This window comes from Albidovulum marisflavi, assembly GCF_025751435.1.
Lineage (GTDB): Bacteria > Pseudomonadota > Alphaproteobacteria > Rhodobacterales > Rhodobacteraceae > Albidovulum > Albidovulum marisflavi.
Genome location: NZ_JAOWKY010000001.1, coordinates 1509116 through 1531441 on the forward strand (window position 1 = coordinate 1509116; position 22326 = coordinate 1531441).

The 22326-nt window shown below is 64.6% G+C and carries 27 protein-coding genes; 14 read left to right on the forward strand and 13 right to left on the reverse strand.

The window, feature by feature from the left end:
* Nucleotides 1-76: 76 nt before the first annotated feature.
* The 5 genes from comE to OEW28_RS07305 form a co-directional block, all read right to left on the reverse strand.
* A complete protein-coding gene (gene comE, locus OEW28_RS07285) occupies nt 77-643 on the reverse strand; it encodes a sulfopyruvate decarboxylase subunit beta (protein ID WP_263734040.1) in 567 nt (188 codons plus the stop codon).
* The gene (gene comD, locus OEW28_RS07290) at nt 640-1140 is read right to left on the reverse strand and encodes a sulfopyruvate decarboxylase subunit alpha (RefSeq protein ID WP_263734041.1); all 501 of its coding nucleotides are present in this window, start codon (nt 1138-1140) and stop codon (nt 640-642) included. The genes comE and comD overlap by 4 nt, the downstream gene beginning before the upstream one ends.
* A 76-nt stretch (nt 1141-1216) precedes the next feature.
* Nucleotides 1217-1966 carry a maleate cis-trans isomerase family protein gene (locus tag OEW28_RS07295; protein WP_263734042.1) on the reverse strand — a complete coding sequence of 250 codons (750 nt, stop codon included), beginning with the start codon at nt 1964-1966 and terminating at the stop codon, nt 1217-1219.
* Nucleotides 1963-3129 (reverse strand): M24 family metallopeptidase, encoded by a 1167-nt coding sequence (locus tag OEW28_RS07300; protein WP_263734043.1) that lies wholly within the window; start codon nt 3127-3129, stop codon nt 1963-1965. The genes OEW28_RS07295 and OEW28_RS07300 overlap by 4 nt, the downstream gene beginning before the upstream one ends.
* Nucleotides 3122-4165 (reverse strand): pyridoxal-phosphate dependent enzyme, encoded by a 1044-nt coding sequence (locus OEW28_RS07305; RefSeq protein WP_263734044.1) that lies wholly within the window; start codon nt 4163-4165, stop codon nt 3122-3124. Before OEW28_RS07305 ends, OEW28_RS07300 begins: the two co-directional genes overlap by 8 nt.
* Nucleotides 4166-4339: 174 nt before the next feature.
* On the opposite strand from OEW28_RS07305, the gene OEW28_RS07310 reads away from it, so the two are divergent.
* Both OEW28_RS07310 and OEW28_RS07315 read left to right on the forward strand, forming a co-directional pair.
* Entirely contained in the window at nt 4340-4804 is a 465-nt protein-coding gene (locus OEW28_RS07310) for an Lrp/AsnC family transcriptional regulator (protein ID WP_263734045.1), read from the forward strand.
* Nucleotides 4805-4930: 126 nt separating this feature from the next.
* The gene (locus OEW28_RS07315) at nt 4931-5392 is read left to right on the forward strand and encodes a YbhB/YbcL family Raf kinase inhibitor-like protein (protein ID WP_263734046.1); all 462 of its coding nucleotides are present in this window, start codon (nt 4931-4933) and stop codon (nt 5390-5392) included.
* Nucleotides 5393-5406: 14 nt separating this feature from the next.
* Here OEW28_RS07315 and OEW28_RS07320 read toward each other — a convergent pair whose 3' ends face one another.
* The 3 genes from OEW28_RS07320 to OEW28_RS07330 form a co-directional block, all read right to left on the reverse strand.
* On the reverse strand, nt 5407-6204 hold the full coding sequence (locus tag OEW28_RS07320; protein WP_263734047.1) for an Fpg/Nei family DNA glycosylase: 798 nt from the start codon (nt 6202-6204) through the stop codon (nt 5407-5409).
* 90 nt (nt 6205-6294) lie between these two features.
* Nucleotides 6295-7731 (reverse strand): dihydrolipoyl dehydrogenase, encoded by a 1437-nt coding sequence (locus tag OEW28_RS07325; RefSeq protein WP_263734048.1) that lies wholly within the window; start codon nt 7729-7731, stop codon nt 6295-6297.
* Nucleotides 7728-8321, reverse strand: coding sequence for an HPF/RaiA family ribosome-associated protein (locus OEW28_RS07330; RefSeq protein WP_263734049.1), 594 nt, complete (start codon nt 8319-8321; stop codon nt 7728-7730). The genes OEW28_RS07325 and OEW28_RS07330 overlap by 4 nt, the downstream gene beginning before the upstream one ends.
* A 216-nt stretch (nt 8322-8537) precedes the next feature.
* Here OEW28_RS07330 and rpmI point away from each other — a divergent pair, with 216 nt between their 5' ends.
* A complete protein-coding gene (gene rpmI, locus OEW28_RS07335) occupies nt 8538-8741 on the forward strand; it encodes a 50S ribosomal protein L35 (RefSeq protein ID WP_263734050.1) in 204 nt (67 codons plus the stop codon).
* A 36-nt stretch (nt 8742-8777) separates the two neighbouring features.
* On the opposite strand, the gene OEW28_RS07340 is transcribed toward rpmI, so the two are convergent.
* The 4 genes from OEW28_RS07340 to OEW28_RS07355 form a co-directional block, all read right to left on the reverse strand.
* Nucleotides 8778-9506: a cation transporting ATPase C-terminal domain-containing protein gene (locus OEW28_RS07340; RefSeq protein WP_263734051.1), complete on the reverse strand. Its 729-nt coding sequence runs from the start codon at nt 9504-9506 to the stop codon at nt 8778-8780.
* 121 nt (nt 9507-9627) lie between these two features.
* Entirely contained in the window at nt 9628-10014 is a 387-nt protein-coding gene (locus tag OEW28_RS07345; RefSeq protein WP_263734052.1) for a SpoIIAA family protein, read from the reverse strand.
* A gap of 89 nt (nt 10015-10103) precedes the next feature.
* Nucleotides 10104-10400 (reverse strand): sll1863 family stress response protein, encoded by a 297-nt coding sequence (locus OEW28_RS07350; protein ID WP_263734053.1) that lies wholly within the window; start codon nt 10398-10400, stop codon nt 10104-10106.
* A 44-nt stretch (nt 10401-10444) separates the two neighbouring features.
* Nucleotides 10445-10819, reverse strand: coding sequence for a hypothetical protein (locus tag OEW28_RS07355; RefSeq protein ID WP_263734054.1), 375 nt, complete (start codon nt 10817-10819; stop codon nt 10445-10447).
* A 172-nt stretch (nt 10820-10991) separates the two neighbouring features.
* Here OEW28_RS07355 and OEW28_RS07360 point away from each other — a divergent pair, with 172 nt between their 5' ends.
* The 7 genes from OEW28_RS07360 (at nt 10992) to OEW28_RS07390 (ending at nt 17679) form a co-directional block, all read left to right on the forward strand.
* Entirely contained in the window at nt 10992-11840 is an 849-nt protein-coding gene (locus tag OEW28_RS07360; RefSeq protein WP_263734389.1) for a metalloregulator ArsR/SmtB family transcription factor, read from the forward strand.
* Between the two features lie 4 nt (nt 11841-11844).
* Nucleotides 11845-12852 (forward strand): ArsJ-associated glyceraldehyde-3-phosphate dehydrogenase, encoded by a 1008-nt coding sequence (locus OEW28_RS07365; RefSeq protein WP_263734055.1) that lies wholly within the window; start codon nt 11845-11847, stop codon nt 12850-12852.
* Nucleotides 12849-14108 carry an organoarsenical effux MFS transporter ArsJ gene (arsJ, locus tag OEW28_RS07370; RefSeq protein ID WP_263734056.1) on the forward strand — a complete coding sequence of 420 codons (1260 nt, stop codon included), beginning with the start codon at nt 12849-12851 and terminating at the stop codon, nt 14106-14108. Before OEW28_RS07365 ends, arsJ begins: the two co-directional genes overlap by 4 nt.
* A 171-nt stretch (nt 14109-14279) precedes the next feature.
* A complete protein-coding gene (locus tag OEW28_RS07375; protein ID WP_263734057.1) occupies nt 14280-14861 on the forward strand; it encodes an OsmC family protein in 582 nt (193 codons plus the stop codon).
* A 57-nt stretch (nt 14862-14918) separates the two neighbouring features.
* Nucleotides 14919-15077, forward strand: coding sequence for a hypothetical protein (locus OEW28_RS07380; protein WP_263734058.1), 159 nt, complete (start codon nt 14919-14921; stop codon nt 15075-15077).
* Nucleotides 15078-15268: 191 nt separating this feature from the next.
* Nucleotides 15269-16510 carry a flavin-containing monooxygenase gene (locus OEW28_RS07385; protein ID WP_263734059.1) on the forward strand — a complete coding sequence of 414 codons (1242 nt, stop codon included), beginning with the start codon at nt 15269-15271 and terminating at the stop codon, nt 16508-16510.
* Nucleotides 16511-16521: 11 nt separating this feature from the next.
* The gene (locus OEW28_RS07390; RefSeq protein ID WP_263734060.1) at nt 16522-17679 is read left to right on the forward strand and encodes an NAD(P)/FAD-dependent oxidoreductase; all 1158 of its coding nucleotides are present in this window, start codon (nt 16522-16524) and stop codon (nt 17677-17679) included.
* A 152-nt stretch (nt 17680-17831) separates the two neighbouring features.
* On the opposite strand, the gene OEW28_RS07395 is transcribed toward OEW28_RS07390, so the two are convergent.
* Nucleotides 17832-17981, reverse strand: coding sequence for a hypothetical protein (locus OEW28_RS07395; RefSeq protein ID WP_263734061.1), 150 nt, complete (start codon nt 17979-17981; stop codon nt 17832-17834).
* 223 nt (nt 17982-18204) lie between these two features.
* Here OEW28_RS07395 and OEW28_RS07400 point away from each other — a divergent pair, with 223 nt between their 5' ends.
* Genes OEW28_RS07400 through OEW28_RS07415 form a run of 4 tightly spaced genes read left to right on the forward strand, consistent with a single transcriptional unit; the run spans nt 18205 to nt 22307 of the window.
* Nucleotides 18205-18630 (forward strand): group I truncated hemoglobin, encoded by a 426-nt coding sequence (locus OEW28_RS07400; RefSeq protein ID WP_263734062.1) that lies wholly within the window; start codon nt 18205-18207, stop codon nt 18628-18630.
* Nucleotides 18631-18634: 4 nt separating this feature from the next.
* Nucleotides 18635-19684 carry an adenylate/guanylate cyclase domain-containing protein gene (locus tag OEW28_RS07405; protein WP_263734063.1) on the forward strand — a complete coding sequence of 350 codons (1050 nt, stop codon included), beginning with the start codon at nt 18635-18637 and terminating at the stop codon, nt 19682-19684.
* A 2-nt stretch (nt 19685-19686) separates the two neighbouring features.
* The gene (locus OEW28_RS07410) at nt 19687-21612 is read left to right on the forward strand and encodes a hybrid sensor histidine kinase/response regulator (protein ID WP_263734064.1); all 1926 of its coding nucleotides are present in this window, start codon (nt 19687-19689) and stop codon (nt 21610-21612) included.
* Nucleotides 21609-22307, forward strand: a complete 699-nt coding sequence (locus OEW28_RS07415) for a response regulator (protein WP_263734065.1) — start codon at nt 21609-21611, stop codon at nt 22305-22307. The genes OEW28_RS07410 and OEW28_RS07415 overlap by 4 nt, the downstream gene beginning before the upstream one ends.
* The last annotated feature ends 19 nt before the right edge of the window (nt 22308-22326 follow it).

A 22326-nucleotide genomic window follows, 5' to 3' on the forward strand; every position in this document is an offset into this window, starting at 1 on the left:
GGCCCCGTTCGGGACCGTGCGACGACTATGCACAGGAGCGTTGCCGACAACACCACCAAATCACGCCCAAGCGGTGCTATTCGGCGTTGCGCCGGACAACCTCCTGCATGAACCGATGGCGGATCACGGCCGGGTCAAGGTCAATGACCGGCACCGGGACGTTGCCGCTGTCGCACTTTGCCACGATCACCGTCATCCGCCCGCCGTCCAACGCGTCGCGAAGTGTCCTTGCGGTGTCCTCGGCCCTGCATTCGACGACGTGGTTGCATCCGCAGGCCCGCGCCACGGCGGCAAGAGAGGTCTTTTGTCCGGCGTAGGTCGGCTGGTCGCCGGTCGATCCGTAGCTGCCGTTGTCGATGATCAGCAGGGTGAAGTTGCTCGCCACGTTGTTGGCGATCGTGGGCAGAGTGCCAAGGTTCGTCAGGACCGAGCCGTCACCGTCGATGCCCACCACCGGCGCCTTTTGCGCCAAGGCCAGCCCCAGCCCGATTGATGAGGCAAGACCCATCGTTCCCAGCATGTAGAAATTCGCCGGACGGTCGCCGTGAAGGAACAGCTCCTGGCTGGGAAGGCCGATGTTGCACACGACCAGCGCGTCGTCGATGACCGGCAGGATCGACCTGATGATGTCGCTGCGGATCATTTCGCGCCTCCCCAGAAGCTTGCGTCCATCAGGATGGCGACGGGCTTCCTCGCCATGAAGCAGTGGGCCAGGATCCCGTCCAGTTCCTCGGCGTCGTCGGGTCGGTGGAAGTGATAGGTCGGGATCCCCAACTGCGCCAGAAGCCCCTTGGTGTGTACGGCCATCTCGACCTGGCAGGCGACCTTTTCGCCGACTTCGCCGCGATAGCTGATCAGCATCGGCAGCGGGATGTTGTAGTACTGGATCAGCGTGACAAGAGCGTTGATCGTGACCCCGATGGCGGTGTTCTGCATGATGATGCCGGCGCGCTTGCCGCCCATGTAGGCGCCCGCGCACAGGCCCATCCCCTCATCCTCCTTGTTTGCGGGGACATGAAGGAACCGGTCATCCGATGTCAGCAGATCAATCACCCCGGCAAGCTGCTTGCAGGGCACGGTCGTGACGAACTCCACCCGGTTGCGGGCCAGGCTGTCAGTGATCTTCCTGTGTATGCTCATCTGTGTTTCGACTGCCTTTCCAAGGGCGGGTTCGACCCGGTTTCGCGATCGGTGCCGGTCGCAGACCTTGCCGCCGTCAGAGCGTCTGCAGCAGCCGTCCCGGCGCGTCCTTGGCCAGCGTTGCGCCCGTGCTGCGCGCCATGTGCCAGGCCAGAACCTGATTGCTGCTGAGCACCGGGATGCCAAGCTCTGATTCCAGATCATCGATCACGTCCAGCGTACGCAGGTTCGTGCAGGACAGGAACAGGGCTTCGACACCTTCCGAACCGGCGACCTCGCGCGCGGCGGCGCGGATTGACTCGGGCGCGATGCGTGCCACCCGCGCCTCTGCTTCTTCCCCGAAGGTGACCGCGGCCGCGACGGGGAAGCCCGCCGCCTCGAACGCATCGCGAACCGGCGCGGCGATGTTTTCCACATAGGGCGTCACCAGCCCGATGTGCTTCACGCCAAGGGCTGCCAGGGCCGCCAGCGCCGCCGTCAGCGGATCGGTCACCACCGGCGTTTCGACGCCGCGCCGCACCATCCTGGCGACGGCTTCGGCCCCGATCAGCGTGGTGCCGGAGGTGCAGCCGTACCCCAGGGCGTCAAAGCGCGCGGCACGTGGCAGAAGCCGTGCCCCCCGCGGCAGTTCCGCCTCCATCGCAGCGATGGAGTCAGTCGAAAGCTCTTCGCCCGAAGGGATGCGGCTGACGTAGAGCGCGACATCCCGGTCGGGAAACAGCCGCCGGAAATCCTGTTCCAGCGTCTCGTCGGCCTGCAGCACGATCAGACCCAAAGTGGCCTTGGCACCGATTGGACCGACGAGATCGAAACCGACAGTCTTCATTCGTGGATCTCCGGCAGTTCGGAGGGCGCGCGCCGCGACAGAAGCTCTGGGCCGTTTGCCCTCAGGACGATGTTTTCCTCGTGGACAAGGATGCGGCCGGGGACGATCTCCACACCCGGTTCAAGCGTCAGGACCATCCCCTCGCGAAGCACGGTCGTGTCCTTGGGCGTGAACGATGGCCATTCGGTCAGCGTCAGGCCAAGGCCATGGCCAAGCCGCCCCCCGCCCGGTGTCGCGCCCTCGGCGCGAAGCGCGTCGGTCAGGATCCGATGCGCGTCACAGGCCAACATGCCGGGGCGCAGCCGATCCAGTGCGACTTCGGTCGTGGCGTAAAGCGCCGCATGGGCACGGCGCGCATCGTCGGGCGCGCGGCCGATGGCGTAGTTGCGGTCGAAGTCGCAGAAGTAGCCGTCCCGCACGGCGCCGGTGTCCAGCATCAGGATGTCGCCCGGGGTCAGGGGGCGGTCATCCGCAGGTGATATGACATCGCCGTAGCCGCCAGGCCCCGCGCCACCCGCGACATAGCTGACCCAGTCCGCGCCCTCTTGCAGAAGTGCCACCTGAAATTCCCTGAAAACCCGCGCAAGCGGCACGCCGGGGCGGGCAAATTCTGGCACTCGTTCATAGGCTGCGTCGGCGATCGCGCAGGCGGCGCGGATCTTTTCGACCTCCGCCTCTGACTTGATCTCGCGCACGCGATGGATGGCTGCGGTCCCGTCGGCAAATTCGCGGGGCTGAAGACGCGCCTGCAGCCGCGCAAAGTCGGCGACGGGCATGCGAAGATGCGTCTCAAGGCCCATGGGCAGACCAATTCTTGCCCTTTGCGGAGTGATCGAGGCCACGGTGTCGGCAAGAAGGCTCACGCCGTCGTCGTGCGGGTCGGGCGCATCCCAGGTGCGGATATCGTCGATCCAGCACCGCCCCATCAGTTCCGCCCCGATCGCGGGAATGACCGCCACCGGGTCGCCCTTGGCCGGAACGACGATGAACCAGGGCCGCGCAGGGCTTTCCCAGAAGCGGGTCAGGAAGCCGGTCACGTAGAACACATCGGGCGGCGTCGTCAGAAGAAGCGCGTCAAGCCCGTGACGCGCCATTTCCGACTGCAGGGCGGCAGTCCGGCGGCGATATTCACCCGCCGGGAATATCAAGGACGCTTCACCCATTCGCGGGCCCCTCGCTGATGATGCACAGCACATGCGCGTCGCGCCCGACACCGTCAATCCCTGCCAGAAGCGCCGCAACGCCAGCCCCGCCCGAGGGCGTCGTTTCCAGCCCCGCCGCGGCAAGCGCGTCCGTGCCCGCCTTTGCCTCGTCTTCGGACAGGATCGTGAAACGGTCCGCATCGCAGGCAAGGTCCGCAAGCGCCAGTAGCGACGGCGTCTTGCAGTCCAGACGACCCATGCAGGACGCCGGGCCGGTGGTGGTGACCGGCCGGCCCGAACGGATGCTTTCGTAAAGCGCAGGCGCAACGTCGGGTTCGACGACGATCATCTGGGGCGCCGAACCCCAGGTTTCGCGCAACTCGGCAGCGATCGCGGCGGCAAGTCCGCCGACGCCTGCCTGCAACAGGACATGCGACGGAGGCTCTTGCATCTGGCTGGCGATCTCGACGGCCATCTGGCGGTAGCCTTCCATGACGTGGAAGGGGAGCTCAGTGTAGCCTGGCCAGGAACTGTCCGACAGCAACGTCCAGCCGTTTTCCTCGGCGGCGCGCGCCGCGGCCTCCATGCTTTGCTCGTAATCCGAGCCCGCCCGAACGACGCGCGCGCCACGTGCTGCCAGCCGGTCGGCAAAAGCCTGCGGAACCGCTTCGGACAGGTAGACGACCGCGGCCGCGCCGAACACGCGCGCGCCCGCCGCGACCGAAAGGCCATGGTTGCCGGCGCTGGCGGTCACATAGGTCCGGCCGGACAGCGCCTTGCTCAGGTCTCCTCCAGCCTTTGCGGCCTCGCGCGCGATGGCATGGGCCGCACCCAACGCCTTGAAGCTGCCCAGTCCCATCCGGCCGCGTTCGTCCTTGAGCGTGAGGCGGGCGACCTGCGCCTGTGCCGCCAGGTCGGGGCTGTCCACAAGCGGCGTGATCCTGTGCGCCGGGCACAGCGCCAACAGGGCGGCCACGGCGCGCGTGTCCGCCCCCTTGGCGCGCGGAAGATCCGGCATGCCCTTGCCGCGGAAAGGATTGTCGATCACCTGCGTCATGCGTGCGCTCCGCTTCTGTTTGACCGGAAGCTAACCGGAACGGGGGCTGCACTTCCCGGACAAGTTGGCTGCCATCGGTCCGATATTCGGCCGTGATATGGTCGTTTGGGCGTGAAACCGGCTGATTGGCTGTTCTTTGCTTGGAGCTGGGCGCGTTTTCGGACAGAACGGGGCATGGACAGATTCGATGCCCTCATTCTTGAAGCCATCCAGGCGAACAACCGGCTGACCGCCGAGGCGCTGTCGCAGATCGTCTGCCTGTCGCCTGACGCCTGCCGCAAGCGATTGGCCAAGCTGCGCGCCGAGGGCTATGTCGAGGCGGATATCTCGATTCTTGACCCGCAGAAGCTTGGGCGGGGCCTGATGCTGATCGTCGAGGTCACGCTGAACTCGGAACGGCCAGCGGACCTGGACCTTTTCCGCAGCCGGATGCGCGACGCCCCGGAAGTGATGCAGTGCTACTACGTCACCGGCAACAGCGACTTCATCCTGATCCTTTCCGCCGTCGATATGGCTGACTACGAGCGTTTCACGCGGCGCCATTTCTTCGCCGAGGATAACATCACGCGCTTCAAGACGAGCGTGGTCATGGATAGGGTGAAGGTGGGTTTTTCGTTTCCGTTGGAAACCAAGGGCTGATCGCGGTTCTGCCGAAAAAAACCTGCCTGTGGCTGGTGCGGAGGCTGGCGGACTTAACGCGCGATAATGCGCGGCGGGGCCGGCTGGTCTTGGCTTGTGCCTGCGCGACCACCGCAGGAGGTGAAGATGATCATTCTGACCAGCCCCGACTTCAATCCGGGGGAAACCATTCCTGTCCGCCACACCTGCGACGGTGAAAATGTCTCTCCGGCGTTTCGGTGGGAAAATCTGCCGGAGGGCACGAAGGAGCTCTTGCTGGTCTGCGACGATCCGGATGCCCCGAACGGGGTGTTTCACCACTGGGCGGCTTGGGGGATCGCTCCGGACAGCGGATACCTGCGCGCCGGTTTCGGGCCTGAAACGAAGGAACCGGGATTCAGCCAGGCGATCAACGACTTTGGACAACCGGGCTATGCGGGGCCATGTCCGCCAAAGGGCGACGCACCCCACAGCTATCACTTCCGTCTGAGCGCTCTGAGCGACAGGATCACCGCCGCCGCACCCGGCGCGACCTGCACCGAGCTGATCGCGCTGGCCCAGCCCATCGTGATCGAGTTCACGGAACTGGTGGGCATCTACGGACGCTGACCGTTTGGCGCGCATTAGCCCGCTTGTCCATGGTGCTGGCTTCGCGGGCAGAACCACGCCGTGCGCCCGCTGATCCGCTTGCGTTCAAGGGGTTCGCCGCAGTCCGGGCACTTTCCGTCCTTGCCGCGGTGGGGCGTCAGCCAATCGTCCGGCAAGTCCTTGCCCGTGGCGATCCTGTTGATTGCCGTTTCCAACACCATGCGCATCTGGCCGTGAAGCCTTTCCAGCTGGCCGTCGTCAAGCGCCTGGCCCTTCGCATCCGGTCGAATGCCTGCCTGATAGAGGATCTCGTCCGAATAGACGTTCCCGATACCCGAAAGCTTGGACTGGTCCATCAGCGCCGGCTTCACCTGTCCGCGCGTGCAGCCGATGATCCGCCTGAAGCGGTGTTCGCAGACGCCAAGGGCGTCGGGTCCGATGTCGTTCCGCTCAAGGTAGATTTCGACATCCGCGGCCAGTTCGACGGAGCCGAACTTGCGCTGGTCGTCGAAGGCCATGCGTCCCCCGTCGTTGAAGCCGAACATGATCCTGGTGTGATCGGGCGGATCTCCATCAGGTTCCAGCATCGCAATCCTGCCGGTCATGCCGAAGCGAAACACGACCCAGGTGCCGCCGTTCGTCCGGGCGAACAGCAGCTTGCCGTGACGCAGGACCTTGCAGAAGGCATCGCCCGCGGTTGCCTGGCGTAGTTCCCTGGCGGAGCGGCCAGCCAGTACCGGTTCATCCGCCACATCCACAGAGTCCACCCTTCGCCCGATCGCGGAGGTATCGAACTGCCTTCGGAAGGCTTCGATTTCCGGCAGCTCCGGCATGGCGGAAGTTTCCTCTTGCCGGGAAAAAGGGCCCAAGTTTCGCCAGCAGGACTGTGTTTCGCTGCCCTGTCGGACCGGCCCTTGTCTCGGTCAGCCTTCGTCGCAGTCCACCGGCGTTTCCTTGCAGCGGACCAGTTCGATTTCGGGCACGTCAACGTCGCATTTCTTCAGTGTCGCGCGCAGTGCGCGGCGCAGGACCTCCTCGTGCGTCGGGTGGTAGGCAGGCATGCGCAGAAGCGCACTCAGATCGTCTTCATGTTCGATCGCCGAAGCGATCAGGTGGCCCAGATGTTCGGCCTCGGGGGCAAGGATCGCCGCGCCAAGCAGCCGCGCTGTCGCCCGCTCCGCGTAGACCCGCAGGGCGCCGCCGCTTTCCCGCTGCAACTGGATGCGACCTGCGCGGTCAAAGGACGCCTCGCCGATCACGATCTCTTCCCCGCGCGCCTCAAGTTCATCCCATGTCGCGCCGGCCAAGGCGATCTGCGGCTCGCAAAACACGATCGCAAGTGGAACGCGCCTGCGGAACAGGGCGTCCTGATCGCGGGCGGCAAAGTATCCTGCGACGTGTCCTTCGTCGGAGGCTTCGTGCAGCAGGGCGGGGCCCCGGCCGGAGTCGCCCGCAAAGTAGACCCGCGTGCCGGGCGGATTGAGCTGCCCCTGCGAAAGATCCGGCAGACCGTCCTCGGCCAGGTCAATCCCGAGATGGCTCAGCCCCAGGTCGCCCAGTTCTGGTTTGCGGCCCATCGCAGCCAGCACGCAGTCGACCTCGGCTTCCCCTTCGTCCCACTGCACCTTGATCGCGCCGTCCTTGCCTTCGCTCAGATCGACCTGCGCCCGCACGATCACCATTTCCGCATCCAGGCTTTCGCGCAGCCGATCTTGCAGAACCGGGTCGGCAAGCCCGCCGATCGTGGCAGAGGGATCGAACCCCATCACCTCGACGCCGAGCCGGGCCATGGCTTGCCCAAGTTCCAGACCGGCCGCGCCAAGCCCGACGACGGCGATGCGGCGGGGCAGGTTCTCGAGTTCGAAGAAATCATCTGTCGTGAGGATCCGCTCTCCGAACCGATCGTACCAGTCCTGCGGGACGACAGGGCGAGAGCCCGTTGCGACGATCGTCGCGCGCGCCAGATAGCTGGTGTCGTCGGCCTGAAGGCTTCCGTCGGCACTGAACCTCGGCGCGCATTGCACCAGATGGGTTTGACGCCAATCCTCCATCCCCTGCTTCACGCCTTCGACCAGCCTGTCGCGGATCTTGCGGGTCGCCCCGAGAACACCGGCGCCGTCGGCGCGCAAATGTTCGGCACCCGTTATGCCAAGATCATCGAAGGTCCTGCGCCGGTGAAAATCGTGGGCCGACTGCAGGAACGCCTTGGATGGCATGCAGGCGGTCCTTGCGCAGGTCGTGCCGTAGGGGCCGGGGTCGAAGACCATGTAGCTGTCCGTGCGCTTCGCCACTTCTGCCCGGGCCGAAAGACCCGCGGTGCCCGCGCCGATGATGGCGACGTCGACGGCCCAGACAGTCATCGACGGCTTCCTTTCGGTGTCGGATCGAACTCAAGCGCCCCGATGCGCCGGACCGTGCTGGCCTGTGGTCCTATCTCGCTTTCGTCGCTCCGCACGACCAGTTCTACGGGATCGCGGGGCCTAAGTTCGTCGAAGCTGCCGTCGACCACGCTGTTCCTGTGGAAGTAGACCAGCCGCTGATCGGTCGCGATGATCTGGCCATAGTCCTCATCGCGGTGGATTTCCGTCACACGGCCTTGCAGGGGGCCGTCGTGGGCCTTGACCTCACCCTTGACCTGATCCTTCCAGCGCTTCAGTTCCTTGTCCATTGCCGCGAAGGCATCGCGCACTGCGACGCGAAGATGCTCATGCTCGGGCACATCTTTCTTGTGGTGGTGCACCACGAGTTCGCTGCCCGGCACCCGGACCTCGACCGTGACCTCGAACAGGTTTCCCTGGCGCTGGCTTTGGTGGGGCGCGCTGATGTAGACGTGGCAGCTGGTTATTCCGCCGTAGACACCGTCCAGACTTGCGACCTTCTCTGCAACCAGCGCCTTGATCTCGTCCGAGGGGGCTACGTGCATGAAGGCGATTTCGAGGGGCGACTGCATCAGGGCTCCTTGTTGCGCGATGGACAAAGGGTGGCCGGCAGGGTCAGTTCGCGAACGAAGTGCGCCCCGACCCGGCAGGGATCGCATGACTTGACGTCATGCCTTCAGAATGCTCCGCCGGGCGGCATGAATGCCTTAACGCTGGTTAATTCGCCCTGCTCGCTGGCTGCTATTCTTGCCCCGATACGCCCAATGCCCGGAATGGAAGGGGGTGGCATGACCAAGATGAAAACCAAGAGTTCCGCCAAGAAGCGCTTCAAGGTAACCGCCACCGGCAAGGTCCTGCGCGCGCATGCGGGCAAGCGGCACGGGATGATCAAGCGCACCAACAAGCAGATCCGGAACAAGCGCGGCATGGTCGTGATGGCCGAAGCCGATGCCAGGATCGTCCGCAAGCATCAGCTGCCCTACGCGACATAGTCGCCGTGCCCCGCGACGCCCGCACGGTCCGGCGGATCAGCGCGCGGCGGGTGCTGTCCTGCATCCCCCTTGTCCGACGCTTTCCCGTGCCGTCACTATCCAGAGTTGTCCCAGTGCCAGCGGCACCAGGCTTGAACCGAAGGCAAGCGCCAGGCCAGGCGGTTCAAGCGGCGCAAGCCTGAGCAGCCCCGCAAGGAGCGGATGCCAGAGCGCAAGCGCGACAAGGGCGATGCACAGCGCCACCGCCCCCCAGACATAGGGATTGCGAGTGACGTCATTCCTGAAAAAACCCGCCTCCGGGTCGCGCAGATTGTAGACGTTCCAGGTTTGCGCAAGCGCGAGCGTCACGAAAGCCACAGTGACCGAGGGGCCGGTTCCAAGGCCCAGCCAGAACAGCGACAGGGCGAATGCGCCAAGCGTGGCAAGCGTTATCGCGCCGCCCAGCACGCCCATCAGGACCCAGTGCCTGCGCGTGACGAAAGGGTCCTTGGGGTCGCGCGGCGGCTTTCGCATGATGTTCTCATCCCCCCGGCCGAGGCCAAGGGCGAAGGCCGGGAACACGTCCGTCACCAGGTTCAGATAAAGTATCTGCAAGGGCAGCAGTGGCGCTGGCAGGCCACACGCCACGGCAAGGCCGACCACAAGGACTTCGCTCACGTTGCAGGACATCAGGTAGACCACGAACCTGCGGATGTTCTCGAATATTACGCGGCCCTGGCGCATTGCGACGATGATCGTCGAAAAGGCGTCATCGCGCAGGACCATGTGCGCGGATTGCTTGGCGACCTCTGTGCCGCGCTGCCGCGCATCGGCCCGTTCAAAAGCGACAGGCCGAAAGACGCTCTGAACTCCTGATGTCGACAGAGGGGCAGGGGGCTGATGCCGCTTAGACACCCTGAGCGACCGAGGCCGGGTTCTGAAGCAACCAAGCCTCGGCATTGGCCTCCTCGCTTACCGGGAAATATCGCATCTCGGCCTTGGTGAATGGCTTGGAAAGGATCGTTCCCCATTTCTCCAACGCGTTCTCGCCCACGACGGCGATCCTGCGGAACGAACTCCAGTGCTTGTAGTCGAATTTCAGATCGCGCCAAAGAGCCTCGATTTCCCAACCTCTGAAATCCTCCAGCTTGATCATGACACGAAGCGGACCCTCGGACAATTCCAGGGCATGCTCCAACTCTGGCACACCAAGTTCGTAGTCCCGCGCCGTCAATGTGCCCGTCGCGCGGATGACGATCAGGTTGTTGTACCTGCTGTGTTCGATGCTGATCATCTTTGCCCCCTTGGTCTTGTCGAACGACGCCAGCGTGCGCGCTTCCGGGCCACGCAGGGCAGCAGGGGCCGGTCGCGGGAAACGTCGGCTCAGGAACTCTTGTCGACCCGCTCGATCGCCTTGGAAACAGACGTGGCGAAGTCGTCCAGAACCTTTTCGATTCCGTGCGTCATCTCTTTCCACGCATCGCTGCTGGCCTTGTTCATCTCCTCCAGCTTTTCCTGCACTTCGGTCTGCCGCTTGCGCAAGTGCACGATGAGGTTTCTGACCTCCGAGCGCGTGTCGACATTCGCCACGGCCATCTGAGCTTCCAGCTTGTCAATTTCGGCCCGCCACCTGTCGAGCTTCGCTTCGAGCTTCTGGCGGTATGCAGTCTTGTCATCCATATTGCAGAGCTTTCGTTGTGGTGGTGTGGCGGGGTGTCCGGCCTTCAGTCAGCGCCTTTCCTCGATGCAGTCGTGTCGTCCGCAAATCTGCTGGCGCAGCGGCTGCACAGATCCAGCCACTGCTGCATGTCCTCTGTCATCCGCTGCATCGAATGCTGTTGCCAGCCGATCATCACTTGCAGCGCCGCCGCGTGGTCTGCGGCCTCTCCGTTCGCCTCGCGTACAGCTTCAAGCGCGCTCTGCGCAGCCTGGTGGCGCCGCGCGAACCAGTTCCTTGAATATACCTCAGCGTCTTCCAGGATGCGGTCCTGGGCGCGCCAGAACTGCTCTATCTGCGGCGTGGCCAGCCGCGTGGGCAAGAGCGAGTCCTGAGCCTGCTTCATCAGTTCGCTGACGGTCGTCTTCGATTTCGTTACCATCTTGAACTCCTTTGGGCTGAAGGGTTGGTTGCACATGATCCCAGTACCCAAACCGTCGCATTAACCTGGGTCAATCAGCCACCCTGTGCCTAGGCGGCTATTGGCCGCACCAGCCCGTATTGTCATGAAATCTTCACTGGACGAGATCGAAAATATCCGTATTTCAGGAAATATGGAAAGTAATAGAGCCTCCCTTGCCTTCGCGACGCTCGGCCACCCCGGCCGGTTGGCGGTGTTTCGGCTTCTGATGCGTTTCGCGCCCGGCGGCGTCCGCCCGACCGAAATCGCAGAGGCGCTGCAACTGAAGCAGAACACGTTATCGCATCATCTGTCCGACTTGGCCTCTGCCGGCCTGGTCCGGGTCGAGCGAAAGGGCCGGTCGCTATACTACGCGGCCGACATCGGCGCGACGGAAGCCCTGATCGGCTACCTGGCGCTGGATGTCGGGCGGGCGCGCCCGGATATTCTGTCGCCACTCTTTCGCACCCATGAAGGTTCCACCGCCATGCGCGATACCGACTTCGCCGTTCTGTTCATCTGCACCGGCAACTCTGCCCGTTCGATCTTCGCCGAGGCGCTTCTGCGCGACCTGGGACAGGGCAAGTTCCGATCCTTCTCGGCCGGTGTGCGACCGAACACCGCGCTGAACCCCTTCGCGCTGGAGGTCCTGCGGCGCAACGGCCATGATGTCGCGGAACTGCGTTCGAAGCACATGTCCGAGTTTCAGCAGCCCGATTCCGAAGCCATGGATTTCGTGTTCACCGTCTGCGACACCGCCGCGGCCGAGGAATGCCCGCCCTGGCCGGGTCAACCGATCACCGGGCACTGGGGGCTGCCGGACCCGGTGAAGGCCACCGGCACCGATGCGGAAAAGGCGCTGGTCTTCGCGCAGACCTACGCCGCGCTGCGACGCCGGATCGCGGCCTTTGTCGAATTGCCGTTCGCAAGCCTTGGCCGCATGTCGCTTCAATCACGCGTCGATGCCATCGGCCGGGACGCCAAAACCGCCCAGAAAGGCTGATCGAATGACCAGAATTGCAGTGAACGGTCTTGGCCGGATCGGAAAACTCCTGCTGCGGGACCTGATAGACACGGGCGCGGGCGGCCAGGTCGTCCTTCTGAACGACCCCATCGGGGACGCAGCGCAACATGCGCTTCTGATGGAGTTCGACAGCGTTCACGGTCGCTGGCGCACGCCGGTGGATCATCGGGACGGGGCGCTGGTGCTGAACGGGCAGGAGATCCGCCTGACGCATGAAAAGGCGAACGAGGCGCTGCCGCTGGTCGAATTGGGCGTCGATCTGGTGATCGACTGCACGGGCGTGTTCAAGACCGCGGCAAAGATCGCGCCCTATTACGCGGCGGGGGTAAGAAAGGTCGTGGTCAGCGCGCCGGTCAAGGACGAAGGGGCGCTGAACCTGGTCTACGGCGTCAATCACCAGCTTTACGACGGCAGCCAGAACCTGATCACAGCCGCGTCCTGCACGACGAACTGTCTGGCTCCGGTGGTCAAGGTCATCCATGAATCGCTTGGGATCCGGCATGGGTCGATCACCACGATCCATGACGTGACAAACACCCAGACCATCGTGGACCGGCCCGCCAAGGACATGCGCCGCGCGCGCTCGGCCCTGATGAACCTGATCCCGACGACCACGGGCAGCGCCACCGCGATCACCCTGATCTATCCGGAACTTAAGGGCCGGTTGAACGGCCACGCCGTTCGTGTGCCGCTTCTGAACGCCTCGCTGACCGATTGCGTGTTCGAGGTCGAACGCGCGACCACGGTCGAAGAGGTCAATTCGTTGTTCCGCGCCGCGGCCGACGGGCCGCTGAAGGGCGTGCTGGGGTATGAGGCCCGTCCGCTGGTGTCCTGCGATTTCACCAATGACCCCCGATCCTCGATCGTCGACGGGCCGTGCACAATGGTCGTCAACGGCACCCAGGTGAAGATCTACGCCTGGTATGACAACGAATGGGGCTATGCCTGCCGGCTTGGCGACATCGCGCGCATGGTCGCGGGGTCGATGTGACGAACGCGGCGGCTGCTCCGAATCCGATCCGCGCCTACGCCGCCGTGACGGCTGCCTATTGGGCGTTCATGCTGTCGGACGGCGCGCTGCGGATGCTGGTGCTGCTGCACTTCAACACGCTTGGCTTTTCGCCGGTGCAGTTGGCGTGGCTGTTCCTGCTTTACGAGGTTGCGGGGATCGCGACCAATCTTGGCGCCGGATGGTTGGCCGCGCGCTTCGGGCTTGCGGCGACGCTTTACGGCGGACTTGCGTTGCAGATCGCGGCGCTTGCGGCCCTGGCGCAACTTGACCCAGCCTGGGGCGTCGCGGCCTCGGTCGCCTTCGTCATGGCGGTGCAGGGGGTTTCGGGCGTGGCCAAGGACCTGACCAAGATGTCGTCGAAATCCGCGGTCAAGTTGCTGGCGCCGGCCGAGGATGGCGGCCTTTTCCGATGGGTCGCCGCCCTGACCGGATCGAAGAACGCGGTGAAGGGCGCGGGTTTCTTCCTTGGCGCCGCGCTGTTGGGGCTTGCCGGGTTCAAGGCGGCGATATGGGGCATGGCGGCCGTTCTGGCTGCAATCCTGGTGTCCGTCGTCCTGTTCCTGCCCGCGGGCCTGCCCGGCCGGATGAAGGCGGCCGAGCGGTGGGGTGGTTGGCGCTCTGGCGATGCGCGCGTCAACCGGCTCAGCCTTGCGCGGATGTTCCTGTTCGGCGCGCGGGATGTCTGGTTCGTCGTCGGTATCCCGGTCTATTTCCACGCGGTTCTGACCGACGGCACAGCCGAAGGGCGGCGTGAGGCTTTCTTTCTTGTCGGCGGATTCATGGCGCTTTGGATCATCGCCTATGGCGCGGTGCAGGCCGCTGCCCCCATGCTTCTGGGTGCCCGCAGCCAGTCACAGGCGCAGACCGTGCACAAGGCGATCCTCTGGTCCGGTCTGCTGGTGCCGATCCCCTTCGTTCTGTCCGCCGTGGTCTGGGCCGCCGGAGAGCCTTCGGTCTGGCTGACGGCGACGCTGGCCGCCGGGCTGATCCTTTTCGGCTTCGTCTTTGCCGTGAATTCATCGGTCCATTCCTACCTGATCCTTGCCTTCGGTTCGGCCGAGCGCATCACCCGCGATGTGGGCTTCTACTACATGGCCAACGCGGCCGGTCGGCTGATCGGCACCTTGCTGTCCGGTCTGAGCTACCAGTGGGGCGGGCTTTCGCTGTGTCTTGCGACCGCCGGTCTTATGGCCCTAGCGAGCTGGCTTGCCGCGCGACGGCTGGTCGCGCGCTGAAGCCGGCGGCCCCGTCAGCCGCCGCTCGCCCCGGTGCAGCGGCTTTGATCCATGTCCCGAAACCATTGAAACATGCGCCGCAATTCCGCTGAAACGAAGGGCGCCTAGACCTCCTGTCCATCGGGCGAACGGATCGCCCGGACCATTCAAACCGACAGACAGGAGACTACCATGACCGTTATGACCACCGAAAAACCCGCGAAAGTCGCGATGAACGGCGTCGATGTGCCGACCTTCATCGCCACGCTTGGCGTCGTGGGCCAGCAGCCAGACATCGCGAAGTTCACCTTCCGCGCGAATGGCGAATGGCTTTCCGGCACCCATTCCCGGACCGCCTTTCCGGGCTACTTCGGCGCCATGGCCGAACAGCAGCACCGCCAGGAATATTCCATCGACGGCGATCACCCGCAGGTCCTGTGCGGCACGGACAACGGCGTCACGCCGGTCGAGATGCTGCTTGCCGGCCTGTCGGCCTGTATCACCGCCGGGATCGGCAACATCGCGTCGATCCGCCAGGTGAAGCTGCATTCGGTCGAGACGACCGTCGAGGGCGACATCAACCTCAACGGTATCCTTGGTCTCGACAAGGGCGTGCGCAACGGCTTCGCGGGCATCCGCGCGACGTTCAAGATCAAGGGCGACGCGGATGACGAGGTGCTTGAGCAGATCGTCCAGCAGTCCGTCGCGCGCTCTGCCGTGTTCGACGTGCTGACCAACGGCGTCCCGGTGACGGTCGCGGCCGTCGCGAACTGAGATGGCGGGGCCTGTCCCCGCCATCCATCAACACAGCGAACGCAAGGAACAATGAAAATGTCCAAGACCCCGCAATTCCCGACCTACGGCCAGGGCTTCAGTCACATGGAAACCAGAGAAACCTTTCGCGACTTCATCGCCTGGTGGAACGAACGAAGCCACTTTCCCTTCGACGCGATGGAAGAGAAGCGCCAGGACTGGCCCATGGCTGCCTGAGCCTGCGCGCCGGCCCGGCTGAACGCCCGCAGTGAAAGCTGCGGGCGTTTTCGTTTGCGTCGGAAATCGTGCCCTGTCCGTGCCGGCAGACGGGCCGGACACAAATGAAACGCGATGCGCGGCCCGGCGAAGTCGGGCTGAAACACCGCACCGTCAGATTGCCCGGGAACGCAGGATTCAGGAGCAAACCCATGTCGACGCGCAGGGATGCCATCATCATCGGTGCAGGGCCAGCCGGCCTTGCCATGAGCCGGTCGCTGATCCAGCGCGGCATCGATCACGCCGTGCTTGAGCGCGGCAGGATCGGCGAGCGCTGGCATTCCGAGCGCTGGCCCGGTCTGCGGCTTCTGACACCAAACTGGATGAACGCGTTGCCGGGCATGGGCGCGATCGAAGCGCCGGATGCCTTCATGGCGGCCAGCCGGTTCGCGCACTTGCTTGGCGCTTACGGCAATGGGATCGCGGCGCCGGTCATCACGGAATGCGACGTGCTGTCGGTGATGCGCGCCGGGCGCGGGTTCCGCGTCGTCTCCACCAACGGTGAGTGGACCTGCCGCTCCGTCGTCCTGGCGACGGGCGCGTGCGACCGCTCCGCTGTCCCCGCCTGGGCGGGGGGCCTGCCGGACCGGCTTTGCCAACTGACCCCGTCAAGCTACCGGGGGCCGGACGCGCTGCCATCGGGCGGCGTTCTGGTTGTCGGCGCATCCGCCACCGGAGTTCAACTGGCCGCAGAAATCCGGGCCAGCGGCCGGCCTGTGACGATTTCGACCGGACGGCACGTGCGTGCGCCGCGCCGCTACCGCGGGCGGGATCTGTTCCACTGGCTCGATGCCAGCGGCTTCCTGTATGAACCCCGGTCGCGCAGCAGGTCCCGACCGGTGGCCTTGCCCTCTCTGCAGCTGATCGGCAGCCCGGAGAGCCATGAAATCAGCCTTGCCGCGCTGGCGGGGCAGGGCGTTCGGATCGCGGGCCGCACCTCCGGATTGTCGGGGGATTGCCTGCGCTTCGCTCCCACCCTCGCGATGGAATGCGCGGCAGCCGAGGTTCGTCGGCGCAAGCTGATGTCAGTAATCGACGGGCACATCCTGTCGTCCGGCATCGACGCGCCCGCAGATGCGCAGGCGTGGACAGTGCAAGTCCCGCCGACATCGCACTTCGCCGCATCCAGTCTTTCGACGGGGGAGTTCGCGACGGTGATCTGGGCCACGGGTTTCCGACGCAGCTATCCCTGGCTGCAGGTTCCCGTCCTTGATGCCTCGGGCGAGGTCATGAGCGATGGCGGCCACACGCCAGTGGCCGGGTTCTACACGCTTGGCCTGCCGTTCATGCGGCACCGCAGCTCTGCCTTCATCTACGGCTTCGGCCCCGACGCCGAGGCCATCGCAGCATCCGTATCCCGCCACCTTGACCAAGGCGCCGCGCGCGCCGCCTGAAAGGACAGAACATGACCACGAAACAGAATACGACCCACTATGACGCCATCATCGTCGGTGCCCGCTGCGCCGGGGCCGCGACCGCGCTGCTGCTTGCCCGGCAGGGGGCCAAGGTCCTTGTCGTCGATCACGATCAGCCCGGAACCGACACGATGTCGACGCACGCGCTCATGCGGGGCGCGGTGTTCCAGTTGAAGAAGTGGGGCCTGCTCGACACCATCATCAAGGCCGGGACGCCCGCCATCCGCCGCACCAGCTTTCTTTACGAGGATCAGGTGTTCGACGTCGACATCAAGGCCGAACACGGCGTCGACGCACTTTACGCCCCGCGGCGGAGCCTTCTGGACGCGACGATCGCAAACGCCGCGATCCGCGCCGGCGCCGAGTTCCGCTACGGCACCGGCTGCAGCGGCCTCGTGTTCGATGACGACCGCCGTGTCCGCGGCGTCACGCTGCGCGCCGCGTCGCGTGCGAACGAATTCGTCGGGGCCGATCTGGTCATCGGCGCGGACGGCCGCCGCTCCGCCATCGCGCGGCATGTCGGCGCGGGCATCAACCGGCAGGCACACAATTCCATCGCCTGTGTCTACAGCTACATGAGCGGGCTGCCCAACCGCGGGTATCGCTGGCATTTCGCACCCGGCGCCGCCGGCGGCATCATCCCGACGAACGATGGCCTGGCCTGCGTTTTCGTGGCCGTCGCACCTGCCGTTCTGGCTCGGTCCCGGGCCACCGGCAGCGCCGCGCAGGAAACTTTGATCCAGCGCCATCTTCCGGTTCTGGCGCAGGAAATCGCCGGGGCGGTTCCCGTCGAACGCCCCGTGACGTTTCCGGGCGCCCTTGGCTATTTCCGGCAGTCCGTCGGTCCGGGATGGGCACTGGTCGGCGATGCGGGCTATTTCCGCGACCCGTTGACCGCGCACGGGATCACCGACGCGCTGCGCGACGCCGAGCTGCTGGCGGGGGCGATCATGCGGGGCCGCCTTGGCGAATACCCCGTGCTGCGCGATACGATGTCGTCGGACTTCTTCGGGATCACCGATCAGATCGCCTCTCTCGAGTGGTCGATGGAGGCGATCCAGGGCCATCACCGCAGGTTGAACAAGGCGATGAAGGCCAATCAGGACGGCATCGCCGAACTGGGCGCATCGCTGCAACTGGCCGCCTGAGTAACTTCTGGATCCAACGAAAGCCCGCCGTTCGGCGGGCTTTTCCTGTCCGGGCATCACCGCGCGCGGAAACCATCGTCAGCATCCACAAAAAAAAGACCCGCCGGCAAGGGCGGGTCAGTCAGGGAGGAAGTCCGGGAACCGGCTGGCGATCAAAAGCGATGCGCAAGGCGCGCCGTGTGATCGAGATGCAGGCCGATGTCGCGCGCCAACCAGGGTTCAAGGTGGCGTGTGGCGCGGTAGAGTGTTCGCGCCTCCTTGCGGCTCATCAGCGCGCAGTGAAGGTCGTTCAGGGCTTTCATGTCTGTCTCCATTCATCGTTTCGATGCAGTGAATATCGCCCCACACCGTTTCAGCCGAATGTCCTCGGACCGGTCGGCGTGCTTCATTTGCTGCGGCGCGCGGCGAATGGCTGAAACATTTGAAACGAAGCGGGGTGCCGCGAGACACAGAGATGAAACAACTGCGCGGAATGCTGGTCGCGAAGACCGACCGAAACGCTTGCCACATGGGCCCGGTTTGATCATGCTCGATGTCACAAAGCACAGGAACATCGGTGACCAGACGGCCCCCACGGGCCAGAAAGGGGTTCACTTGGCAAGGACACTGTTCGACAAGTACGGTGGATTTTCCGTTGTCAGCAAGATCGTTCTGGATCTCTATGACCGGCTTCTGGACGACGATGAAGTCGGCCCCTTCTTCGACGACGTCGAGATGGCGCGCATCGTGGACCATCAGACCAAATTCGTGTCTTCGCTGATGGGGGGGCCGGCGTCCTACACGGACGACCAGATCGAGAAGATGCACGCGCGACTGACGATCACAAACGCGCATTTCGACACGCTCAAGGGCATCCTTTGCCGGACCCTGCTGGATCACGGCGTCAGCGAAGAGGACGCGGAGACCGTGGTTGCCGGTTTCGAGGCGCGTCGGAAACTGGTGGTGGAGTAGACGATTGTCGATAGCCGCGATCAACGAACAGCTATTGCGCGCGATCGGCGTTGGCGTCGCGCTGCTGGACCTCGAGACGCTGCGGCTCCGGTTCTGCAACGATACATTCAAGGAATGGTTCGGTGACATCGAGGTGGGCCAGCACCTGACCGATCTTTTCGCGGGCTTCGACACCGAGGCGCTCAAAGCCGCCCTGGCCGGTGAGGGGCGCCATACGACGGAAACGACCTTTCGCCTGCGACGGCGTACGATGACGGTCGCGCTGGCATTCAACCGGGCGCTGGAAAGCGACGAGGCGATCGCGGTCCTGGTCTGTCAGAACATCTCGCGGATCAAGGAACTGGAATCGATGATCGACTCTTACTCGATGATGGTCGAGCGCAATACGCGCGAGATCAAGCGCGAGAAGGAGCAGGTCGAAAAGCTGCTGCTGAACATGATGCCGCGCTCGGTCTACGAGGAGTACAAGACCTTCGGCATCGTGACCCCGCGCCTCTACGATCCGGTCGCGGTTCTTTGCCTCGACTTCATCGGGTTCGCCGAGATGGTCACCGCCCACGACCCCGGCGTCATCGTCAGCGAGCTTAACGACATCTACACCGCCTTCGACCGGATCGGAGAACAGTTCGGCTGTGCGCGCATCCGCGCGGTGGGCGACTTCTATATCGCAATGGCCGGCATGCCGGACCCGGCAGAGGATTTCGCACAGTCGGCGGCGAATGCAGCCGTCCGCTTCATCCGCTACCTGAAGCAGCGCAACGAGACGCATCCGATCAAGTGGACCTGCCGCATCGGGATCGCCGCTGGCCCGGTGGTGGGATCCGTCGTGGGGGTTCAGAAATACATCTATGACGTCTTCGGCGCGGCGGTCATCCACGCCAGCCGCTTGCGGTACTTCGCCAACCCCATGTGCATCGTCGCGAACCGCATGATGACCGAGCAGCTCGATGACGGGTTCGTCGCCCTTTCCCAAGGCAAGATCGAACTGACCGACGCGGAACCCGAAGAGGTCTTCCGGATCGAGGCCGACGTACACGCCGCCGAGGGGACCTGACGATGGCGGTGCGTTTCGATCCATCGGTGCCCGACACGCACCGCAATGACGGCATTCCCGAACGTGCCGCGGACATGCTGGACGAAGTGATCGACGCCCTGTCCGAGGGGCTCGCGGTTTTCGACGAGGAAGCGATACTGATCCGGCTGAACGCCGGATTCCGCACCATGAACCCGCAGATCGCCGACCTGCTGCACCCGGGCCTGAGCTGGGACATCCTTTTGCGCGAATGGGTCGGCCGGGGGGGCTTACCTGGAACCGCACGGGAGAGGCTGGCCTGGATGGAGGCACGCCTGGCCAATGGCGAGCGCGGCGCCATGCCCGTCGAGTTCGACGCGAACGGCCGCGTCTACCAGGTGCTGATGCGGGCCACTGCGACGGGCGGTTTCGTCCTGGTCCAGAACGACATCACCGAACGCCTGAGCTTCGAGGAGAACGAACGCGAGGCGGACATGCTGCTTCGTCAGGTTCTGGAGGCCTGCCCGGCCAACATCGTCATGACCCGTGTCGGCGACGGCGAGGTGATCTATCGCACCCCCGCCGCCGCCAAGCTGCTTGGAACAGGCAAGCGCCCGAACGGCGTCTTCGCCTCGCGCGAGGAGCGCGCGGATTTCATCACCGCCCTTCTGCCCGACGGTCGGGTGGACGACATGACCGTGATGGGGGTCCGGGCCGACGGCGCGCGCTTTCCCTGCATGATCTCGGCCCGCCTGATCGACTATCGTGGCGAGGACGTGATCGTTTCCACGACCGTCGACATCAGCAAGGAGGTCGAACTTCGCCGCACGCTGGCCGAGCAGCGCGAACAGATATTCCAGGCGGAGAAGATGTCGGCCCTGGGCGAGCTTCTGGCCGGTGTCGCGCACGAACTGAACAATCCGCTGTCCGTCGTCGTCGGACACGCGCTGATGCTGCGCGACGAAAACATCGCGCCCGAAACGCTGCGCCGCGTCGAAAAGATCAGTGAGGCCGCCGAGCGCTGCGCCAAGATCGTGAAGTCCTTCCTGGCGATGGCCCGGCAGCAGCCCGCGCGGCTGGTGCCTATCGACGTGACCGATACGCTCGAAATAGCCATCGACGCGCTGCTGAACGGGGCTGACGGCATCTCGACCCGTATCGAAGCCGATTTCGACCCGGATCTGCCACCGATCAGAGGGGACGCGCACCAGATCGCGCAGATCCTGATCAACCTCGTGACCAATGCCGATCAGGCGATCAGCGAAAGCGGCAGGGGGGACCTTATCCGCATCACGGCGCGGCACGACGCCAGCGCCGGAATGCTTGAAATCACCGTGGCCGACAATGGCCCCGGCATCCCGGACGAGATCCAGAGCCGCATCTTCGACCCGCTGTTCACGACCAAGCCCGTGGGCTCTGGCACCGGGATCGGACTTGCGCTTTGCCACCGGATCGCGACGGCCCATGCGGGGCAGATCCGGGTGATGCCCGACAGCGGCAAGGGCGCCGTGATCGTGGTTCGGTTGCCCTCGACGACGGAGGCCGATCCAGGCGTCATGGCCCGGCAGGCGGATGAGGCGAACCAGTCCAGGGGCCGAATTCTGGTCGTCGACGATGAAGAGGACGTATCCGATCTGATCCGCGAAATCCTGGTCAGGGACGGGTTCGACGTTGCGATTGCCAATACCGCCGAGGCGGCGCTGAAAATGACCGATGACCAGGACTTCACCCTGATCCTGACAGACCTGAATATGCCCGGCATGGGCGGGCGCGGGTTCTACGAGACCCTGCTTCGCAAGCGCCCTTCGCTTGCACGGCGCGTCGGTTTCGTGACCGGTGACACGATGAGCCCCCAGGCACGCGGCTTCCTTGACGGCGCGGGCCGCCCCTTCCTTGAAAAACCCATCGCACCGGCCGAGCTTCGCAAGCTTGCGCAGTCCATGCTGGGGAAACGGCGGGGGTCGGCGTGAGTGATCACATCCTCATTTGCGACGACGAGCGCGAACTGCGCGATATGCTGGCCGAATATCTGGGAAAGCGCGGCTTCCGGACGACCCTTGCAGCGCACGCGGAAGAGCTGCGCGCGGCCATCGGCAAGCAGAAGCCCGATCTGATCCTGCTGGACATCAACATGCCCGGAGAGGACGGCCTGTCGGTCCTCAGAAGCCTGCAGGGGCCGGACGCGCCGCTTGTCATCATGCTAACGGCGGCGGGCGAGGTGGTCGACAGGGTGGTCGGGCTGGAAATGGGCGCGGACGATTACCTGGCCAAGCCCGTGGACCTGCGCGAACTGGCGTCCCGCATCAAGGCCGTGCTGCGCCGCCGCGTAACGGCAACGGCCGAACCCGCGACCGAGCGCGCGCGCTTTCGCTTCGGCAAGACCTGGCTTGACCTCGACGCGGCGAAGCTTCTCGACGAAGAGGGGAACGAGGTGCCGCTGACCTCGATGGAGTTCAACCTGCTCAAGCTGTTCGCCAGGAACCGCGGCCGAGTGCTCAATCGCGATCAGATCCTAGAGGGGGCGCATGATCGCAACTGGGATCCCTTCGACCGGTCGATCGACATCCGGATCTCGCGCATACGCAAGAAGATCGAGATCAATCCGCAAAAGCCCGAGGTCATTCGCACCGTGCGCGGTGTGGGATACATCTACGATCCCTCCTGAAACAATCGAAACGCTGAAG

Coding starts and splice junctions, on each gene's coding strand:
- comE (WP_263734040.1), bottom strand. CDS start 643: ATGATCCGCAGCGACATCATCAGGTCGATCCTGCCGGTCATCGACGAC.
- comD (WP_263734041.1), bottom strand. CDS start 1,140: ATGAGCATACACAGGAAGATCACTGACAGCCTGGCCCGCAACCGGGTG.
- OEW28_RS07295 (WP_263734042.1), bottom strand. CDS start 1,966: ATGAAGACTGTCGGTTTCGATCTCGTCGGTCCAATCGGTGCCAAGGCC.
- OEW28_RS07300 (WP_263734043.1), bottom strand. CDS start 3,129: ATGGGTGAAGCGTCCTTGATATTCCCGGCGGGTGAATATCGCCGCCGG.
- OEW28_RS07305 (WP_263734044.1), bottom strand. CDS start 4,165: ATGACGCAGGTGATCGACAATCCTTTCCGCGGCAAGGGCATGCCGGAT.
- OEW28_RS07310 (WP_263734045.1), top strand. CDS start 4,340: ATGGACAGATTCGATGCCCTCATTCTTGAAGCCATCCAGGCGAACAAC.
- OEW28_RS07315 (WP_263734046.1), top strand. CDS start 4,931: ATGATCATTCTGACCAGCCCCGACTTCAATCCGGGGGAAACCATTCCT.
- OEW28_RS07320 (WP_263734047.1), bottom strand. CDS start 6,204: ATGCCGGAGCTGCCGGAAATCGAAGCCTTCCGAAGGCAGTTCGATACC.
- OEW28_RS07325 (WP_263734048.1), bottom strand. CDS start 7,731: ATGACTGTCTGGGCCGTCGACGTCGCCATCATCGGCGCGGGCACCGCG.
- OEW28_RS07330 (WP_263734049.1), bottom strand. CDS start 8,321: ATGCAGTCGCCCCTCGAAATCGCCTTCATGCACGTAGCCCCCTCGGAC.
- rpmI (WP_263734050.1), top strand. CDS start 8,538: ATGACCAAGATGAAAACCAAGAGTTCCGCCAAGAAGCGCTTCAAGGTA.
- OEW28_RS07340 (WP_263734051.1), bottom strand. CDS start 9,506: ATGGTCCTGCGCGATGACGCCTTTTCGACGATCATCGTCGCAATGCGC.
- OEW28_RS07345 (WP_263734052.1), bottom strand. CDS start 10,014: ATGATCAGCATCGAACACAGCAGGTACAACAACCTGATCGTCATCCGC.
- OEW28_RS07350 (WP_263734053.1), bottom strand. CDS start 10,400: ATGGATGACAAGACTGCATACCGCCAGAAGCTCGAAGCGAAGCTCGAC.
- OEW28_RS07355 (WP_263734054.1), bottom strand. CDS start 10,819: ATGGTAACGAAATCGAAGACGACCGTCAGCGAACTGATGAAGCAGGCT.
- OEW28_RS07360 (WP_263734389.1), top strand. CDS start 10,992: ATGGAAAGTAATAGAGCCTCCCTTGCCTTCGCGACGCTCGGCCACCCC.
- OEW28_RS07365 (WP_263734055.1), top strand. CDS start 11,845: ATGACCAGAATTGCAGTGAACGGTCTTGGCCGGATCGGAAAACTCCTG.
- OEW28_RS07375 (WP_263734057.1), top strand. CDS start 14,280: ATGACCGTTATGACCACCGAAAAACCCGCGAAAGTCGCGATGAACGGC.
- OEW28_RS07380 (WP_263734058.1), top strand. CDS start 14,919: ATGTCCAAGACCCCGCAATTCCCGACCTACGGCCAGGGCTTCAGTCAC.
- OEW28_RS07385 (WP_263734059.1), top strand. CDS start 15,269: ATGTCGACGCGCAGGGATGCCATCATCATCGGTGCAGGGCCAGCCGGC.
- OEW28_RS07390 (WP_263734060.1), top strand. CDS start 16,522: ATGACCACGAAACAGAATACGACCCACTATGACGCCATCATCGTCGGT.
- OEW28_RS07395 (WP_263734061.1), bottom strand. CDS start 17,981: ATGAAAGCCCTGAACGACCTTCACTGCGCGCTGATGAGCCGCAAGGAG.
- OEW28_RS07400 (WP_263734062.1), top strand. CDS start 18,205: ATGCTCGATGTCACAAAGCACAGGAACATCGGTGACCAGACGGCCCCC.
- OEW28_RS07410 (WP_263734064.1), top strand. CDS start 19,687: ATGGCGGTGCGTTTCGATCCATCGGTGCCCGACACGCACCGCAATGAC.